Genomic DNA, 17,146 nt, shown 5'->3' on the forward strand with positions numbered 1-17,146 from the left:
GCGCTAATCTCGCAATGCTTACCTGCTAGTCTATGACTATACGATGTCTATGACTATATGATCTGAGCTGATGCTCTCTATCTGACCTAGTGCTATCTACCGAAGCTAACTCTTCGCTCGTAATGCTCTCTTCGATCGCAGTTCTCTTATCGGACATGCAGCTCGAATCTCTTAACCTTCGTTGCGGTCATCACCATTGCGATTGAATCGTAGGGAATCCAGTCCATTATACGACGATTCAGAGCCTCGACCAATACGAATTTGTTGTCACTCCTGGCAGCCGAATCGGACGGTAATGGCAATAATCTCGCATCGGCTGCCGATGCGGATCGGCGGTCCCCATGTGCCGAAGCCGGAGGAAACGAAGGCATGCAGCCGGCCGATCTGCTTATACCCCCAGTCCAGCTCGAAGATCCTCCTCGTGATCCAATGGTTCGGCGCCATCTGGCCGCGGTGCGTATGGCCGGAAACGGACACATCGACGCCGGCGTCGGCGATCTCCCGCAGTGCCGACGGCTGATGATCCATCAGAATGACCGGCTTATCCGGGTCCAGGCCGGCCAACAGCTCGGCGACGGATTTCCGGGCGCGGTCGGTTTTGTCTTTGCGGCCGACGAGATAGAAGCTGTCCGCGACGGATACGGCCTCGTCCAGGAGCACGGGCATCCCGAGCCCATTCATCGCCGGCACGTAGGTTTCGGTGCCGCCTCCGTAATGCTCGTGATTGCCAAGCACCGCGTAGGTGCCGAATTTGGCTGCGATTTGCGCCAGCTGCTGCCCGTGGTTCCGGCGGATGAACGGCTCCACGTCATCGTCCAGCACGTCTCCGGCGAGCAGCATCAAATCCGGCTGGCGCCCATTCGCAATACGGACGAGCCGGGCGATGTGACGCCGTCTCACGGTCGTACCCACATGCAGATCGGAAGCGACGACGATTTGGAGCTTTTCCAATTCGCCCGCCCGCTTCGCAATCGCGATCTCGTATTCGCGAACGACCGGCATCCAGGCGTTCCACGAGCCGCGGAGCAGAACGGCCAGCAGGATCGCGATGACCGCCGTTCCGGCGATCAAGATCGCGTCGGCGTTCGATAAGGACGATGCGCGCAGCGGCCACGCCGCCAAATCCGCAAACGGCAGCAGCAGCACGGCGTACTCGAACACGGCTAACCAATAGGAGCCGATCACTTTCAAGCCTTTCGCGGCCGGCTTGGGCAGTATCCGGCGAAGCATCCTCGACATCAAGTAGCTGTATGTAAGCACCGCGAAAACCGGCCAGAACACGGCTTCGAACGCCGCTCCCCGCCAGTCCAGCCAAGCTGTGAGAAACCACTTCAAATGCCACCCCACATACACCTGCAAAACCGTAAAAACTCCAATGAAGATGATCAATCGCCGCGGTAATCTGCGCATACCGGTTCCTCCCCGCCATCCTGACGTAATCCCAATCCGATTCTATCGGCCTGGCTCTAGGTTCTATGACCTGACTCTATGTGACCTGACTCTATTAGTATAGCGATTTCATGCCGGAAATGCGAAATTGCCCGGCGCCGCCATTCACGCGGACTTCGCAGTCCGCGGCAGCAATAAGGCCGGCCGCGCGACGGTCGCGCAGCCGGCCTGTATGGATCGCAGCGGCCGTTTTATTGCTTGCGGAGTTCGCGCGGCGAAGCCCCGAACCGCTTCTTGAACGCCCGCTCGAAATGCGGCAGCGTGTTGAAGCCCGAAGCGAAGCAAATCTCCGTCACCGGCAGCCGGGTCGCCTTCAGCAGCGATTTGGCGAACTGCATGCGCAGCTCCTGCACGTACGTCTGGAACGTGACGCCGGTTCCTTTGCGAAAGCATTCGCTGAAATAGTTCGGCGACAAGCCGCAGCTGCCCGCCGCCGATTCCAGCGTAATCGTGTCGCGGAAGTGATGCTGGATGTAGATCAGCGCTTTGCGGACGGCCGGCTGTATCGGCTGGTTCACGGCATGGCCGCCGCCCTGATCCTTGCCGGCCTCCCCGCTCCTGCGCGACAGCTGAATGAGCAGCCGCTCCACGCCGCCCTGCACGAGCATATCGCTGCCTGCCCGCCACTCGGCGAACTCCGCCCAGATCAACTCGAATTCCCGCTCAGCAGCGGCCGTATCCGCCGCATCGTAGCCCGCCGTATGATGCATCCCCCGCTCGAACAGCAGCTCCAGCAGCGGATCGCGGATGAATAGATCGCTGAAGATGAGATCGTACAGCTCCAGCGTTTCCCCGGGATCGGGCTCCAGGCTGTGAAAATCGGCCGGCGTCAGCAGGAAGGCATCGCCGCGTCCAAGCCGCATCGGCACGCCGTTCAGCACATGGGTGCCGCTCCCCTTGACAATGAAGCCCATCTCGAAAAATTCATGCCAATGCGTATCGATGCGTCCGTCCACGCGATGCTTGAACAAGCGGACAGGCGAAGCCTGGGTCATGAAGCTTTCGTTCAACAGCCGTTCCGGTCCCTGATATACGCTCGCGCCGCTCACGCGTCCTCGCCGCCTCTCGCATGGATTCCATCGTTCTCGCCTGGTTCGATTATACCTGATGTTTCTCGCTGCGGGTACCGCATCCGTGCTCCTTGTGCCGCTGAATAAAAACAGGCTGTCGATGGACAGCCTGCATGTCTTGCGCTTATACGTTCACGAACGGGTTCCCGGCCACGTCTTTCCCGCGCGCCAGCCAAATCTTGAAGCCGGGGTTCTTCTCGGGAAGCACTCTCGCCTCGGTCGAGAAGTAACGCATCGTGTAGCCGCAGCGGCGGTTCGGGCTCTTGTTCGGCGTCGCGCCGTGGATGATCCGGGAGTCGTGGATGGAGCATTGGCCCGGCTCCAGCTCGAAGTACACCGCTTTGGATTCGTCGATGTTCTTGATCTGCGACGAGAAAATATTCTCGTTCTCGTTCACCGCTTCGTAATCGGAGAACCCGTTGCGGTGCGTGCCCGGAATAACGCGCATGCAGCCGTTCTCCTTGTTGCTCGGGTCGATGGCGAGCCAAACGGTGGCGATTTTGTCGAACCGGTCCAGCCGGCCTTTCCAATACGCGGAATCTTCATGCCATGGCGTCTGCTTCCCGATCAGCGGCTCCTTGCAAATAAAATGGCTCGACCACAGCCCGATGTTCGGTCCGAGAATCGGCTCGACCAGATCCAGCACCTCGTCGGCGAGCAGGAATTTCAACAGCCGCTCGTCGCGGAAATGCGGCGTATCCAGCTCGCTGTTGAGCCGCCGTCCGACCATCTCCCATTGCTCTTCGAAAATCGTCGACAACTCGGCCTGCTTCTCCGCGTCGAACAGCTGGTTCTTGTACAACAGGTAACCTTGCTCGTTGTAATAATCCACTTCCGATTGCGTCAATCTGCCGTTCGTGATATTGGACATATGTTCCGCCTCCTGCGTATTGGTTAGTTACCGCGCGATTCACGGGTTATAAGTTATGCCTTGCCCTTATTATCACGCCAATGCCGCGAAAGCGCTTTTCTTCTTCACCGGAATAGTATGCTTATCTTCGGTTCGCCGGTTGTGGGCGAGAAAAGCTGCCTTGGAGGCAGCTTTGTCGGCACTCTCGCCGGTCTGCGGCTTGTAAAGCTACCCGCAAGGCAATGCAGCTTCAGAGTGTTGAGATGCATATCACCTGCTTCGAGCACACTCGTGACAACCTGCGTCCTGGAGCAGGAACAAGATCCTGTTGCCGTTTCGCCGGCGTGGCATGGACTGCCGGGTCCGTTTAGAACCGGCCGGCTTCATGACGGTCGGCTCACGGCGCGTCCGTTGATGCAAGGAAGCGGACAGGAGATCCGTTGTTCGCTTCTTTATCACGTGTTTTTGCGTTCTGGCGGACAGGAGATCCGCTATAGCGGCTGATTAGCCTATTTTCGATATCATTCGGGGAGCTTAACGGATCCTGTGTCCGTTCGCTGCCCCAAAAGCCCGATTTCCCCCAAAATAACGGAACCTCTGTCCGCCTGCCTTGGAGAGGGATCTTGTCCTTGTATATAGAAGCGGCATATGCGGCATCGAACTTTCTCGATAACATAAAGCTGCCCGAATGGCAGCTTTATCGGCACTCCCGCCGGTCTGCGGCGCGAAAAGCTGCCCGAATGGCAGCTTTGTCGGCACTCCCGCCGGTCTGCGGCGCGAAAAGCTGCCCGAATGGCAGCTTTATCGGCACTCCCGCCGGTCTGCGGCGCGAAAAGCTGCCCGAATGGCAGCTTTATCGGCACTCCCGCCGGTCTGCGGCGCGAAAAGCTGCCCGAATGGCAGCTTTATCGGCACTCCCGCCGGTCTGCGGCATGGAAAGCCGTCGTAACGGTAACTTTGTCGGCGAGATCTCGAGCGCCGCTCCGCAAAAGAATAACGGCCGCATGAGAGATACCGCGGCGCAGTCCGCAAGCGGACTGCCTCGGCAAGCAGAGCCCGGCCGCGAAAGCATGCCGTCCTGTCAATCCTGAATGGGCAGCAGCAGTAAGCATGCGGATCATTTCGTTCGTTCCCTCGAAAATCCGGTTGCTGCCGGAGTCGCGATAGATTAACGCAATGCACTCAGTCTGCGGCACAAGCGAAAGCCGCAGCCCATGGAGCGGCTGCGGCTTTCAGCCGCCATGTTATCCATGGCGCGCCTGCCTGTCATTCTAATGATACGTAAACTCGCCCATTTCAATGCCGCATGGTCCGCCGTCGGGATTGTCCGCCAGCCTGATTTCCGTGCCGTCCGCCTTGAACAGCGGATTATAGTGGACATTGATCGTAGCGGCCGACGAGTTCGCGTAGTGGCAAATGAACGCGCGGCGGAACTGGTCCTTCGACTTGTTCCGGTATGAGCCGTGAATCAGGTTGCCGTTGAAGAAGAGCACGTCGCCTTTGTCCATGATGACCGGCATGACGACGCCGTCCTTCGGCGGCTTGACGTAATGCGTCGTGAACGATTCCTTGGTATCGGCTTCGTCCGGACAGGAAATTTCATGCGCATGCGTCTTCGGTACGATGAGCAGCCCGCCGTTCTCCTCATGCGCCGGATCGACCGCCGTCCAGGCCGCGATGCAGTTGCCCGGCTCCACTTTCAGGTAGAAATTGTCTTGATGAAGCGCCTGCCCTCTGGAACCCGGCGGCTTGTAGTAGAACATGCTCTGCGCCGCGTACGCTTCTTCGCCGTACAGATCGGCCAACACCTCCAACACCGGCGGATGCAGCATGAACCGCTTCGCTGTCTCGTTGAACCGGTGCGGGTGCATGACCCGCGGATAACGCTGCAGCGGATCGGCGGAATCGCCTTTCAAATCCGGCTCGAAATAGCCGGGAATCCGTTCATGGCTCATCGTTTCGAACGTCTGCTCGATCTCCGTCAGATTGTCTGCCGAGAACAACCCTTTGATCACCAAGTACCCTTCCGTATCGAACTGCCGTTTCTGTTCTTCCGTTATCGCGCGTAAAACATGTGCCATTATCCTTCCCCCTATGAAGACACGAAGTGAATTAATTAGATTTCCTATGTTTCCATTGTAGCTGCGAACGCGAGGCAGAAGAAGTAAGAATCATGCTGAAAACTACTACGATCCTGCTATAATGAGCATATCATCGGAACATGAAGGAGCGTGCAGACAGCATGAGCGCAAGCGGGAAACAGCTGCCCTCGGTCATTGAGGAACAAGGCGCTTCCGCCGTCATTGTCGGGCATTTCAATGAGGATGACGTTTACTTCACCAAGCGCCCGTACGGCATGAGCGATTGGCTTATTACGTATACCCTTGACGGAAGCGGGTATTTCCTGATCGACGGAGAAGAACGATTCTGTCAGGCAGGCGACGTCACCGTCATGCAGCCCGGCGTCCCCCATCAATACGGTACGCGTCAGGGCGGCCATTGGCATTTCGTCTGGGCGCATTTTACGTCGCGGATCTCGGAAACGAACCTGCTCCCCGTCCAGAAGCTGCTCATTCACGCCGTGGACAACGCATCGGCGCGCCGGCGCATCGGGCGGGCGTTCAAGCGGCTCGCCTCCGATGCCTTCGAACGGGGAACGTATTGGAGCGAGCTGTGCGAGAACACGCTGCGCGAGGTGATCCTCCTGCTGGCGCAGCGACATTCCAGGCCGCTCGATCCGCGGATCGAGGAGGTGCGGCATCTGCTCTCCTCCCGCATGCGCGAGCCCGTCCTGATCGAGGAATTGGCGCGGGAGGTCGGCTTATCGCCGTCCAGGCTTTCCCATCTGTACAAGGAATCGACGGGCATGAGCATCATCGATTCCTTGAACGACATGCGCATCCGGCAGGCTGCGGTGCTGCTGGAGCATGCCGGACGATCGGCGACCGAAGTAGCGGCGGACGTCGGCTTCGAGAACTACAACCATTTCGCCAACCAGTTCCGCAAGCGGTTCGGCGTCAATCCGCGGCAGTACAAGCGGCGAGGGGCGGCGAACCCGGATTAATCCGTTCTGCGCCGGAGTACACCAGCCTGCACCAGACTTCATCAGAGCTCATCAGACTTCATCAGACTTCATCAGACTTCATCAGATTTCATCAGATTTCATCCAGACTTCACCGTTCACCAGACTTCTCCAGACTACATCAGACATCTCCAGGCTTCTCCAGATAGCACCGGACCGCACCGGTCTGAACCAATCTGAACCGCCATTCCGAATGATCCCACCTGCCGACATAACGCGAAGAGCGCATGTTCCCGGAAAGCCCGGGAGCATGCGCCCTTCGTCTTGCCTATTATGCGGCTACGGCACCTGTCTGCACGGCCTTGACCTTCTTGCGGATCAACAGCGTGAACGGAATGGAGGCCACCGCGATGAACGTCGCGATCAGGAACACGTCGTTGACGCTCATCGTGAAGGACAGGAGCGGAATGAGCTTCGCGCTCTCCTTGCCGCTCTGCGTCAAGTCCGTCGCATGCGTCAGCGTATGGGACGCCAGCAGGGACGTGAACAGCGCGATCGCGAACGAGCCGCCGACGTTCCGCACCCAGTTCGTCACGGACGACGCATGGCCGACCATCGTCGGTCCGATCTCTTCCATGCCCGCCGTGCTCGTCGCGGCCGCGGCAAGCGATACGCCGAGATTGCGGACGGCCATCCACAGGATGATATAGAAATGCGTGCTGTCGCTGTGCAGCTGCGTCATCTCGTAGCTGCCGTAGATGATAAGCGCAAGGCCGGCGATGGTCATCCATTTCGCGCCGACCTTCGGATAGAGCTTGCCGGCGATCGGCATGGCCAGCGCCATGACAAGCGAGGACGGCAGCAGGATAAGGCCGGTGTCCATCGCGCTCGTCTGCTGTACGTTCTGCAGGAACAGCGGCACGAGCAGCGTGCCGGAGTACAAGCTGATCGTAATGATCGTATTGGCGACGAGCGTGATGGAGAACCGGAAGTTGCCGAATACGCGAAGGTTCAGGAGCGGGTCCTTGGAGCGCAGCTCCAGCAGGATGAACGCTGCCAGGGACACCAGACCGACGGCGAACAAGCCCAGCGTTCTGCCGGATTCCCAGCCCCATTGACGTCCTTGGCTGAGCGCGACAAGCAGCGATGCGCTGCTCACCATAACGGTTAGCAAGCCGAGCTTATCGAGCGGCGAAGGCTGACCGATGCGGTAGCTTGGAATCATGATCATAATGAAGATAATCGCGATAATGCCGATCGGCACGTTAATGAAGAACAGCCAATGCCAGCTAAGCTTCTCGATCAGCCAGCCGCTGATCGTCGGGCCGAACGCCGGCGCAAGCATCGCGGACAAGCCCCAGATACTGACGGCGAAGGGCTGCTTCTCCCGCGGAATCACTTGGAAAATAATCGTCATCGTGGCCGGAAGAATCAGCCCCGTGAACAAGCCTTGCAAAATCCGAAACGTAATCAGCGAACCGATATTCCACGAAAATCCGCACAGCACCGAGAGACCGACGAAGCCGATCATCGCAAATAAATAGACGTTCTTGAACCCGAATTTGCTGCCCAGATAACCCGTCAAAGGGGCGATCGTCCCGAGCGACAGCATGAAGCCGGTCAGCGTCCACTGCACCGTGCTCAAGCTGGCGTCAAAGTCTTGCATGAAGATCGTCAGCGCTACGTTGATCGTGCTGATGCCGAGAATGCTCAGAAACGCACCGAAGAAAATAGCGGTCATGATCGGCCAGAAGCGGATGTTCGCTACTGTCGCATTGCTCATACAGAAGTTCTCTCCCTCGCATTGAAATAATGGCTCTCTGCTTTGCGTCCGCCATTTTGTAAAATGATCATACCTCATCATCTGGATAAAGTAAACTCATTTTAACCATTTCGGTTTAATTCGGCCAGTTGGTTTATTTCGAGCTCCGATATGTGTATACTGGTAGGTATAGAAAGAGAGTGTGAGCGCGTATGGAAACGACCAACGAAACGCAAAACTGCCGGTATACGGACGAATCCATCAAGAACAAGTACGTGGCTAAGCTCCTTCATCCCGTGAAATCGAACGGCTTCCAAAGCTTCCGCATGGACGACATCGCCAAGACGATGGATTTGTCCAAAGCGACCTTGTACAAATATTTCCAGTCACGAGATGAGATCATCGACTACTTGACCAAGCTGATCATCAAGTACGTCATCGGGGCCGAATGCCAGTTCGAATCGGGCAGTCCCGACGCTTATATGAGAGGGATCAGATCCTCCTTCGCCCAAACGCTGCTGATCGCCAATTATGGCACGGAGGCATTCTTCGGCGATCTGCGCGAGGTGTATCCGCAAATGATGGCGTCGATCGACGTCGCGATCAGCGAGCGGAACGAGCGGCTGCGCCGCTTCTTCGAGAAAGGCATCGAGGAAGGCTACTTGAATGACTCCAATGCGACGCTGCTCATCATTCAGGATGAGCTGATGTTCCGCAATTTGCTCGATCCGCACTATTTGATGAAGCATAATCTGACCCTGCGCACGGCGATTTCCGATTATTACGACATCCGCAAGCGTCAGCTGTTCAAGCCGGACGTTTACGACCAGATCGACGATTCGGACATGGCGGAGCGCATCGAGCAGCTCGTGCGCAAAGTCACCTACGGCGTGTATTGAGCTTGATTGCCATCCGTTTAGATCGACATGCAACAAGGTCCGCAGCGGCGCTTTGCGCTTCGCTGCGGACCTTGTTCGTTAGGAGCCTGTTCCCGGCGCGGCCGGCGGATCGATGCAGTCCTGTTGCTATTACGTTAATATCCCCGCTAATCCGTCTCCGCCGTCTTCGCCTGGAATCCCTCTTGTTCCCGCGTGCGCGGCATGTTCATGCTCCGATTGCACGACGACCCGGTTGCGCTTCCGTTTCGCCTCGTACAAGCATTCGTCGGCGGCCGACACCAGCGATTCTTCGTCGCTTCCGGGCGCAGGCACGACGGATGCCACGCCCAGGCTGATCGTCACGAAGCGGCTTACTTTGGAATTCGCGTGTTCGATTTCCTTGCGTTCGATTCGCCTCCGCAGCGACTCCGCGAGGGCTGCCGCTTCCTCTAGCGACGTCCCCGGCAGCACGACGGCAAACTCCTCGCCGCCGTACCGCGCCACGAACCGGTTCGGCGCATGAAGTGAGGAGCGGATCAGCGCGGCCGTCGTCTTCAGGCACGTATCCCCGCCGAGATGCCCGTACGCGTCGTTGTAGGCTTTGAAGCAGTCGATGTCCAGCAGGATGAGCGACAGCGTCTCCTGCTGAAGCGCATGCCTGCTCCATTCCGCGCGCAGCTGCTCGTTGAAATAGCGCCGGTTGAATATCCCCGTCAGCCCGTCCAGCGCGGACAGCTTCTGCAGCTCCTCGTTCGCCGCTTGAAGCGCCGACTGAATCGCGACCCGGCCCGTGATGTCCGACAGCGCGACGAGCACGCTGTTCAAGTTCCCCTCGGCATCGAACAGCGGCGAGCAATTGCACGAAATGATCGCGCGCTCCCCGTCCGGCCGCTTGTACATGTACTCGACGTTCGTTACCGCCAGGCCCGTCCGCCTTGCGATCGATACCGGGAACGCCTCGACCGGCAGGAAGCGGCCGTCCATATCGTACAGTTCCCAGATACGGTCATCGTACTTGCGGCTCACGATCGTTTCTTTGTCCATGCCGAAAATCGTTTCGGCCATCCGGTTCGCCATCGCGATCCGCCCGTCTTTGCCGACGACGATGATGCCGGACGGAACCGTCTCGATGATCGTGGCAAGCCGCATTTGGCTTTCGGCAGCCGTCTGCTCCAATTCCTTGCGAACCGATACGTCCTGGAAGTAGATCGAGAGACCGTCCCTCGACGGATAGATATGAACCTCGTACCAGGCATCAAGGAACGGCATATACCCTTCCACCGAATACGGGAGCTGCTCCTCCATCGCCAGCCGGCAGTGCTCGTAAATCGCCGTTTCCCTGATTTCCGGCAGCACCTCCAGCAGATGCCTGCCCATTATTTCCGCATGGCGCCGGCTCAGCTTGCGTTTCGCCTCGCTGTTGACGTAGGCGAACGTCCAGTCGGTGTTGAGCGCGATGAACGCATCCGTGATGCTTTCCAAAATGCCGTTCATCCGTTCCTGCGTCTCGCGATAAGCCGCCTCGGCTTCCTTAAGCTGGGTGATTTCGCGGCTGACGGAGATAACGCCTTTAATGTCGCCCGCATTGTCGCGGAAAGCCGAGTAAGAGGTCTGATAGCTGCGCTCCGCGCCATCCGGCATGTACATGCTCCAGTCGATCACGGTCGTCTTCTCCCGCAGCGCCAGCCGCTGGGCATCTTCATGCAGGCTCGCGTCCTCGGGCTGCATCAGCTCGTGCAACGTCATGCCCCGCAGCGGTGCGCCGTTATGAACGGCGTAGTCGTCCATCGTCCGCCCGTAGATGCCCGTCAAAATCAGTTCGGAATCGAACGTCGCCACGATTTCTTCCATGGAACCGACGATCAGCCTGAAGCGCTCCTCGCTCTCCCGAAGCTCCCGTTCGACCTTGCGCTGTTCCGTAATATCGGTGCCGATGCCGATGATCCGCATGATGTCGCCTCGCGGCTCCCGCACGATCGTGTTGGACCATGCGATCAGCCGCGTCTCGCCCGTGCGCGTCCGCCAGTGATTCTCGTAAACGGTGCCGCTGCCCGTCGTCAGCAAACATTGGAAAAACGACTGCAGCGCGGCATGCTCGTCTTCGGGAACGAGCTTCTCGAACAGCGACGCGTTCCGCACCTCGTCGAAGCTGTAGCCGGTCGCTTGCTCGCAGCTGCGGTTGAACCGCAAGATCCGCCCCTCCTTGTCCAGCACGACGATGAGCGACTGCGCCGTATCGACGATCGACGAGGCGAAATTGCGTTCCGTCCGGAGCGCCTCCGTGCGTTCCTCGATCGTATCCGACATGGCATTGAACGCGGCCCCGAGCTGCTGGAACTCCATCGTCGTCGAATCCAGCACCGCCGGGTGGATCCGGTAATCGTACCCGCCCTCCTTCACCTTGCGGACGCCGCGCAGCAGATGATTGACCGGCGCCGCGATCCGCTTCGAGACGCGGAGCATGACGAGCGCCGCAAGAACCATCGAGAGCAGAATGATCAGTCCCGCATACGTGATTTCGGTATACAGCGAAGCCAATACGTCCTGCCTCGCCGCCTCTCCGACGATGAGCCAGCTGCCGTTTTTCGCCCAGTTATAGACGCCGTAGACCGGAATGCCCCGGTAATCGTCATACGCCCGCTTGGATTTGACGCCGTTCAGCGCCTGGTCCATCAGCGCCGGCCGGATCTTGACCGGCTGTTCGCCGCCGCTGCCTTCGCCCGTAATCAGCGTGCCTTGCCGGTCGACGATATACGTCTGCCCGCGCTCGCCGTACGTGAACTGCCTCATCAGCTGCTCGATCGTGGTCAGCTCGACCGTCCCCAGAATGACGCCGATGCTGCTGCCCGCGCCGCCAATGACCGGAGCTGCGAAAACAATGATCTGCTTGCCGTCCATGCGCGACCGAATCACGTCCGAGATCGACGCCTTGCCTTCCATCGCTAGTTTGAAATACGACCGGTCCCGGGCATTGATGCCCGTCAAGCTCATACCGTCCGGATGGATGAAGCTGATGGAACGAAATTCGCTGTGCTGGCTCGTGATGATCCCGATCAACTGCTCCAGATGCTTCAGATCTCCCTTGTTCGCCGCGGCGTCGTCGGCGATGATCCGAATATCCGACATTCTCGAGTCCAGCCATTTATCGATAAACTGCCGCTGCAGTTGAATCGTTTGATCCAGTTGGCGGTAGATGTCGCGCTTCTGATGCATGGTCTCCACGACCGAGAAGATCGCCGTGCATGCGAATCCGACGATCAGCACGAACACGAGCACGAGTGCGCGCAGCCTTCCGTTCAACGTCGATTTTCTCCTGAATCGATGCATCTTCGCAATCATTGTCGGTCACTCCCTTGCTGATAGAAAATGAATCGGATTTCCTGAGTGTACCATTCGACGATAAATGAATAAATCCCTTCCGGTTTTTCAACTATTTGTCGTTTTTTGTCGCATGATTTTTTGCCGCATGAGCCGCATGAAATGAGAAAAAAACCCGTTCGCACGGGTTTGGGCTTGTTGAGAAACTTATAGGTTGCTTCGAGCAGACTCGTGGCAAACCGCACCCTGGAACGCGAGCAGATCCTGCTGCCGTTTCGCCGGCGCGGCACGGACTGCTGGCACCGTTTCGAACCGGCCGGCTTCATGTCGGCTGGTTCACGGTGCGTCCGTTGATGCAAGGAAGCCAAGGGAGCTTAGGAAGCCCAGGAAGCCCAGGAAGCCCAGGAAGCGGACAGGAGATCCGTTATTCGCTTCTTTATGACGTTTTGTCGTGTGCTGGCGGACAGGAGATCCGTTATATCGGCTGATTAGCTTGTTTCCGATGTCATTCGGGGACATTAACGGATCCTGTGTCCGCGCGCTGCCCTAAAAAGCCCGATTTCGCCAAAATAACGGAACCTCTGTCCGCCAGGGGTGCGGGGTTGACAGCCGTCATACGGCGTCACACCTCACGAGGGGAGCCGCGCGAGGTGTAGAAGTATTGGGGAGGGGTACTTTTCCTTTCAATACAGGCGGCGGATTCGCCGGGCGACGGCGGCTTTTCCGGGGCGGCGCGGATTCGCCGGGCGGCGCGGTTCGCCGGGTGGCGCGGTTCGCCGGGCGGCGCGGATTCGCCGAGCGGCGTGGTTCGCCGGGCGGCGCGGATTCGCCGGGCGGCGCGGTTCGCCGGGCGGCACGAATTCGCCGGGGCGGTGCGCGGATTCGCCGAGATGCGGCGTCGAGCTTTCCCAACAGCCTGACACCCGTTTGCACCGGTTTGATTCGTTCCCGTGTTGCAGCAACGACTACGAACCGTCAGCTCCGGCCGTCATTTCTCGCAGGCGATGCCGTCCTTGTCGCCGTCCAGCTTCGCGCTGTATCCGGGGTCTCCCTTGCGAAGCGGCGTCTTGCCGGCCGCTTTCGCTTCGGCGCAGCTGCGGAAGGCAGTTCCGCTTCCTACTGACGCGGACGTCCCTGCCTCGGCATTGGTATCGGCGTTGATATCGGAATTCGTAGCGTTATTTGTATCGGCATCGGTTTCGGAAGCTGCATCGGGAGCGGATTCGGCCCCAGCGTCTTCGTCTGCCGAGCCGTCCGCGATCTTCGGCGATATGGCCGTGAATCCCGACGTATCTTCCCACATCGCCTGGAATTGGCGCTCGAACGATCGGGCGACGTCCTCGTTCCTCAGGACCATCAGCACTTCGTCGTTATCGGTGCTGGCGGACTTCGAGTAATTGAACGATCCCGTCGTCGCCGTCTTCCCGTCGGCGATCGTCATTTTGAGATGCATCAGGCCGCTGTGGGTGTTCCGTTTCATCGGAATGCCCGCGCTGCCGAGCAGCTTCAGCGCCTCCTGCTGACTCTTGCCCCCGGATTGGATCCGGTCCGTAATGATGCGGACCTCGACGCCGCGCTTCTTCGCGCGCTTGATGGCGTCGACGATGTCCGGCTTCGTCAGGCTGTATATCGCGATGTCCAGCGTAGACGAAGCGCCGTCGATTACGCCGATCAGCAGCCGGTCCGGCTTCTGGCCTGCCTGCGTGAATGCCCACTCTGCCGAGATGCCTTCCGCTTCCGGCGCCGATGCCGTCGGCGAAGCGTAAATGGAGCAGCCGGCTACGAAGATGGACAATACGGCCGCGAGTACGAATGGTATGCGTTTCATGATGCTGCTTGCCTCCTGCTTGCGGTTTTCCTCCTAGTGTACCATGAAACGAAGCAGGATCAACCGCGCTGCAGCTTGAAGACGAGTACCTCGGGCTCGGTCGGATTGCGGCTTCCGCCGGACGGCTCCACCGTCAGCGCAAGATGATGCGCTTGGAGCAGCAAGCTCTGCTTCACGTACAAATGCGCACGGCTCGCCTGATCGCGGTGAAGCAGCCCCAGATTGACATGCTCGTGCTTCGTCTCGTCAACGGCCCATACTTGAACGTCATGGCCGACGCTCGGCAGCAGCCCCTCCAGCATGACGTACACTTCGCCGGACATGTTGTTGAACCAAATATACCCGTCGCCCAGCTCTTCGAGCTCGGGATGCACTTTATAGCCCGCCGTCTGCGGGTCCAGCAGGAACGTCGCGGCCGTCGGCTCAAGGGTGGCGGCGGATACTTTGCGCTGCTCCTCCTGGTTCTGCGACGAGCGGTACAGCCCCGTCGCGCACACCACGAGCAGCATCGCGGCCGCTGCCGCGACGATACCGACGCGCCGCTGCGCGTGCAGGGCGCGGCGGACGCGCAGGCCGGCGGAACGCAGCTGGAAGCGCAGCCGCAGCCGGCGGTAGAGCGCCGCGGACAGAATCGGCGGCTCCGGCTGCGGATCCCGCGCCGCGAGGCCGCCCGCTGCCGGGGCACTGCCCGGCCATGGCTCGCCCGATTGCGGGTCTCGCGCCGCGAGGCCGCCCGCTGCCGAGGCACTGCCCGGCCATGGCTCGCCCGATTGCGGCTGCACAGCCTCCGCGCGAAGCCGCTCCGGCGCCGTATGCTGCGCCGCCGCATTCATGTCCCCGGCAAGCAGCGGCTCCCATGTCTGCCGCGTCGCCAGGCACCGGGCGCAGTGCGCAAGATGGCGCAGCATCGCATCGCGTTCGGCCGCCGGCTTGCCGCCGAGCAGCCAATCGATCCAATCCTCTTCCGCGTAATGCTTGACGCATGCTTCCGGCTCGCAATCTTGCCGTTCGTTCATTTGCGCACCTCCTTCGTGCCGTCGTTCTCGTCGGCTTGCCAGCCGCGCTTCTCCAGCTGCTTGCGGATGTTGTTCAATCCGTATCGCACCCATGATTTCACGGTGCCGAGCGGCACGTTCCAGGCGGACGCCATCTCGCTGTGCGTCTTCGCCCCATAGTAGCTGCTGACGACCGCTTGCAGCTGATTGGCGGGCAATGCCCGGATCGCGTCGCGGATATCTTCCCGCTGCAGCCGCGTGAGCACCTTGTCTTCGGCGGCATCCTCCGTGCCTGGAATCGCATCCGCCTCCCATGCCTCCCGATGAACCAGCTTCTTGCCGCGCCGGAGCCGGTCGAGACAACGGCTGCGGGTCATGATCGCCAGCCAGGCATCCACGGAGCCGCGCTGCGGGTCGTAACGCCCGCCTCTGCGCAGCGCCTCCAGGAAGATGTCGTGGCAGGCGTCTTCCGCTTCCATCCGATCGCCCAGCATGCGCAGCGCGATGCCGAATATTAACGGCGAGTAGCGGGCGTAGAAAGCGTCGAACGCTTCCACGGAACCTTCCCGCATCTCGCGCAGCAGATCGCCGGACCTGTTGTCGCCGGACTCCCCCATCGCTGTTCCTCCTTCCCTCTCTATCGCCCTCCGCGTCTTTTGCTCTACTTTCGTTGTATCAAAAATCGCCGGCCGCGAAAACAAAAAAATTTTTGCGGCGGCACACATCCAATTCGCTCCCTCGTTCGTACCGACTATGAAAGCTGCCGTCGATACGGCGGCCAAATCGACCGATCAAGGAGGGGATCGCATGCTTCGTGCATGCCGCAAAAGGAGCTTCTCTTGGCTCCTCGCCATCAGTTTCATTCTGGGAGCAACGACGCTAGGGTTCCATTCAGGCACAGCCGCCGCCGCAGGCGCGGTAGAGCTGTACACGCCGTATTTGGAGCTGTCCGCGCCGCCGGGCGACTCCATCTCGTACGCCATCGACGTCATCAATCACGGCAGCTCGACGGAGACGGTGAACATCGGATTCGACGCCAAAGGCAACCAGTGGAACGAGCAATTGACCGCCGGCGGCCGGACGGTGACCCGGCTTGCCGTCAAGGCCGGCGAGACGCAGACGGTCAACCTGCAGCTGGACGTGCCGCTCGAAGTGAATAAAGGCACGTACGCCTTCCAGGTGAACGCAGGCGGCGTATCGCTGCCGCTGGCCGTGGACGTATCCGAGCAGGGCACGTTCCGGACGGAGCTGACGACGGATCAGGCCAATATGGAGGGGCATTCCGATTCGACCTTCACCTTCAGCGCGACGCTGCGCAACCGCACGGCGGAGAAGCAGACCTACGCGCTTGCGGCGCAAGCCGAGCCCGGTTGGGACGCGACGTTCACCGACGGCGGCAACAGCGTGACGTCCGTCGAAGTCGATCCGAACGGCGAGAAGACGATCAGCATTGCCGTCAAGCCGCCTGAAACGGTCAAAGCGGGCACGTACAAAATCCCGATCACCGCGGGCAACAACTCCACTTCCGCGAACACAACCGTGGAAGCCGTCGTAACCGGCACCTACGATCTGAAACTCGGCACGTCGAACGACGTCCTGAGCACCGACGTCACGGCAGGGTCGACCCGCCATCTCGATATGGTCGTGACGAATTCGGGGTCTTCGGAGCTGAAGGGCGTCTCGCTGTCAGCCGAAACGCCGTCCGGCTGGGAAGCGACCTTCGAGCCGGCGACGCTGGACAGCATCGCCCCGGGCCAGGAAGCGCATGTGCAGGCAACGATCAAAGCCGATAAGAAAGCGTTGGCCGGCGATTATGTCGTGAACGTGACCGCGGCCGCGCCCGAGAAGAGCGCCGACGCCCAGCTCCGCGTCGCCGTCAAAACCTCGGTGCTCTGGGGCTGGGTCGGCATTCTCATCATCATCGCCGTGGCGGCGGGCATCTATTACTTGTTCCGCAAGTACGGGAGGCGGTAA

Annotated in this window: 13 protein-coding genes; 4 read left to right on the forward strand and 9 right to left on the reverse strand. The window is 59.7% G+C overall.

What is annotated here, in order from left to right; genetic code table 11:
- Positions 1 to 267: 267 nt before the first annotated feature.
- The 3 genes from GXP70_RS20610 to GXP70_RS20620 all read right to left on the reverse strand — a co-directional run bounded on the left by GXP70_RS20610 (position 268) and on the right by GXP70_RS20620 (position 3,390).
- Positions 268 to 1,410 (reverse strand): metallophosphoesterase, encoded by a 1,143-nt coding sequence (locus GXP70_RS20610; protein ID WP_162358572.1) that lies wholly within the window; start codon positions 1,408 to 1,410, stop codon positions 268 to 270.
- 230 nt (positions 1,411 to 1,640) lie between these two features.
- Positions 1,641 to 2,498: an AraC family transcriptional regulator gene (locus GXP70_RS20615; RefSeq protein ID WP_162358573.1), complete on the reverse strand. Its 858-nt coding sequence runs from the start codon at positions 2,496 to 2,498 to the stop codon at positions 1,641 to 1,643.
- 145 nt (positions 2,499 to 2,643) lie between these two features.
- Positions 2,644 to 3,390, reverse strand: a complete 747-nt coding sequence (locus tag GXP70_RS20620; RefSeq protein WP_162358574.1) for a phytanoyl-CoA dioxygenase family protein — start codon at positions 3,388 to 3,390, stop codon at positions 2,644 to 2,646.
- A 608-nt stretch (positions 3,391 to 3,998) separates the two neighbouring features.
- Between GXP70_RS20620 and GXP70_RS20625 the strand changes: the two genes are divergently transcribed.
- Complete coding sequence (locus GXP70_RS20625) at positions 3,999 to 4,460, forward strand: hypothetical protein (RefSeq protein WP_162358575.1); 462 nt, start codon at positions 3,999 to 4,001, stop codon at positions 4,458 to 4,460.
- Positions 4,461 to 4,640: 180 nt separating this feature from the next.
- Here the strand turns inward: GXP70_RS20625 and GXP70_RS20630 are convergent, their stop codons facing one another.
- Positions 4,641 to 5,450 carry a phytanoyl-CoA dioxygenase family protein gene (locus tag GXP70_RS20630; RefSeq protein ID WP_162358576.1) on the reverse strand — a complete coding sequence of 270 codons (810 nt, stop codon included), beginning with the start codon at positions 5,448 to 5,450 and terminating at the stop codon, positions 4,641 to 4,643.
- 161 nt (positions 5,451 to 5,611) lie between these two features.
- On the opposite strand from GXP70_RS20630, the gene GXP70_RS20635 reads away from it, so the two are divergent.
- A complete protein-coding gene (locus GXP70_RS20635; protein WP_162358577.1) occupies positions 5,612 to 6,433 on the forward strand; it encodes a helix-turn-helix domain-containing protein in 822 nt (273 codons plus the stop codon).
- A gap of 289 nt (positions 6,434 to 6,722) precedes the next feature.
- Here the strand turns inward: GXP70_RS20635 and GXP70_RS20640 are convergent, their stop codons facing one another.
- Positions 6,723 to 8,174 carry a DHA2 family efflux MFS transporter permease subunit gene (locus GXP70_RS20640; protein WP_162358578.1) on the reverse strand — a complete coding sequence of 484 codons (1,452 nt, stop codon included), beginning with the start codon at positions 8,172 to 8,174 and terminating at the stop codon, positions 6,723 to 6,725.
- A 191-nt stretch (positions 8,175 to 8,365) separates the two neighbouring features.
- On the opposite strand from GXP70_RS20640, the gene GXP70_RS20645 reads away from it, so the two are divergent.
- Complete coding sequence (locus GXP70_RS20645; protein ID WP_162358579.1) at positions 8,366 to 9,052, forward strand: TetR/AcrR family transcriptional regulator; 687 nt, start codon at positions 8,366 to 8,368, stop codon at positions 9,050 to 9,052.
- A 129-nt stretch (positions 9,053 to 9,181) separates the two neighbouring features.
- Here the strand turns inward: GXP70_RS20645 and GXP70_RS20650 are convergent, their stop codons facing one another.
- The 4 genes from GXP70_RS20650 to GXP70_RS20665 form a co-directional block, all read right to left on the reverse strand.
- The gene (locus tag GXP70_RS20650; RefSeq protein WP_162358580.1) at positions 9,182 to 12,331 is read right to left on the reverse strand and encodes a PAS domain-containing protein; all 3,150 of its coding nucleotides are present in this window, start codon (positions 12,329 to 12,331) and stop codon (positions 9,182 to 9,184) included.
- Positions 12,332 to 13,337: 1,006 nt separating this feature from the next.
- The gene (locus GXP70_RS20655) at positions 13,338 to 14,177 is read right to left on the reverse strand and encodes a phospholipase D-like domain-containing protein (protein ID WP_162358581.1); all 840 of its coding nucleotides are present in this window, start codon (positions 14,175 to 14,177) and stop codon (positions 13,338 to 13,340) included.
- A gap of 59 nt (positions 14,178 to 14,236) precedes the next feature.
- Entirely contained in the window at positions 14,237 to 15,193 is a 957-nt protein-coding gene (locus tag GXP70_RS20660; RefSeq protein WP_162358582.1) for an anti-sigma factor domain-containing protein, read from the reverse strand.
- Entirely contained in the window at positions 15,190 to 15,789 is a 600-nt protein-coding gene (locus GXP70_RS20665; RefSeq protein ID WP_162358583.1) for an RNA polymerase sigma factor, read from the reverse strand. The genes GXP70_RS20660 and GXP70_RS20665 overlap by 4 nt, the downstream gene beginning before the upstream one ends.
- 190 nt (positions 15,790 to 15,979) lie before the next feature.
- Between GXP70_RS20665 and GXP70_RS20670 the strand changes: the two genes are divergently transcribed.
- Positions 15,980 to 17,146, forward strand: coding sequence for a COG1470 family protein (locus GXP70_RS20670; protein WP_162358584.1), 1,167 nt, complete (start codon positions 15,980 to 15,982; stop codon positions 17,144 to 17,146).

This window comes from Paenibacillus lycopersici, assembly GCF_010119935.1.
GTDB classification, from domain to species: Bacteria; Bacillota; Bacilli; order Paenibacillales; family Paenibacillaceae; genus Paenibacillus_Z; species Paenibacillus_Z lycopersici.

Coding starts and splice junctions, on each gene's coding strand:
- GXP70_RS20640 (WP_162358578.1), bottom strand. CDS start 8,174: ATGAGCAATGCGACAGTAGCGAACATCCGCTTCTGGCCGATCATGACC.
- GXP70_RS20655 (WP_162358581.1), bottom strand. CDS start 14,177: ATGAAACGCATACCATTCGTACTCGCGGCCGTATTGTCCATCTTCGTA.
- GXP70_RS20665 (WP_162358583.1), bottom strand. CDS start 15,789: ATGGGGGAGTCCGGCGACAACAGGTCCGGCGATCTGCTGCGCGAGATG.
- GXP70_RS20660 (WP_162358582.1), bottom strand. CDS start 15,193: ATGAACGAACGGCAAGATTGCGAGCCGGAAGCATGCGTCAAGCATTAC.
- GXP70_RS20630 (WP_162358576.1), bottom strand. CDS start 5,450: ATGGCACATGTTTTACGCGCGATAACGGAAGAACAGAAACGGCAGTTC.
- GXP70_RS20670 (WP_162358584.1), top strand. CDS start 15,980: ATGCTTCGTGCATGCCGCAAAAGGAGCTTCTCTTGGCTCCTCGCCATC.
- GXP70_RS20610 (WP_162358572.1), bottom strand. CDS start 1,410: ATGCGCAGATTACCGCGGCGATTGATCATCTTCATTGGAGTTTTTACG.
- GXP70_RS20645 (WP_162358579.1), top strand. CDS start 8,366: ATGGAAACGACCAACGAAACGCAAAACTGCCGGTATACGGACGAATCC.
- GXP70_RS20620 (WP_162358574.1), bottom strand. CDS start 3,390: ATGTCCAATATCACGAACGGCAGATTGACGCAATCGGAAGTGGATTAT.
- GXP70_RS20635 (WP_162358577.1), top strand. CDS start 5,612: ATGAGCGCAAGCGGGAAACAGCTGCCCTCGGTCATTGAGGAACAAGGC.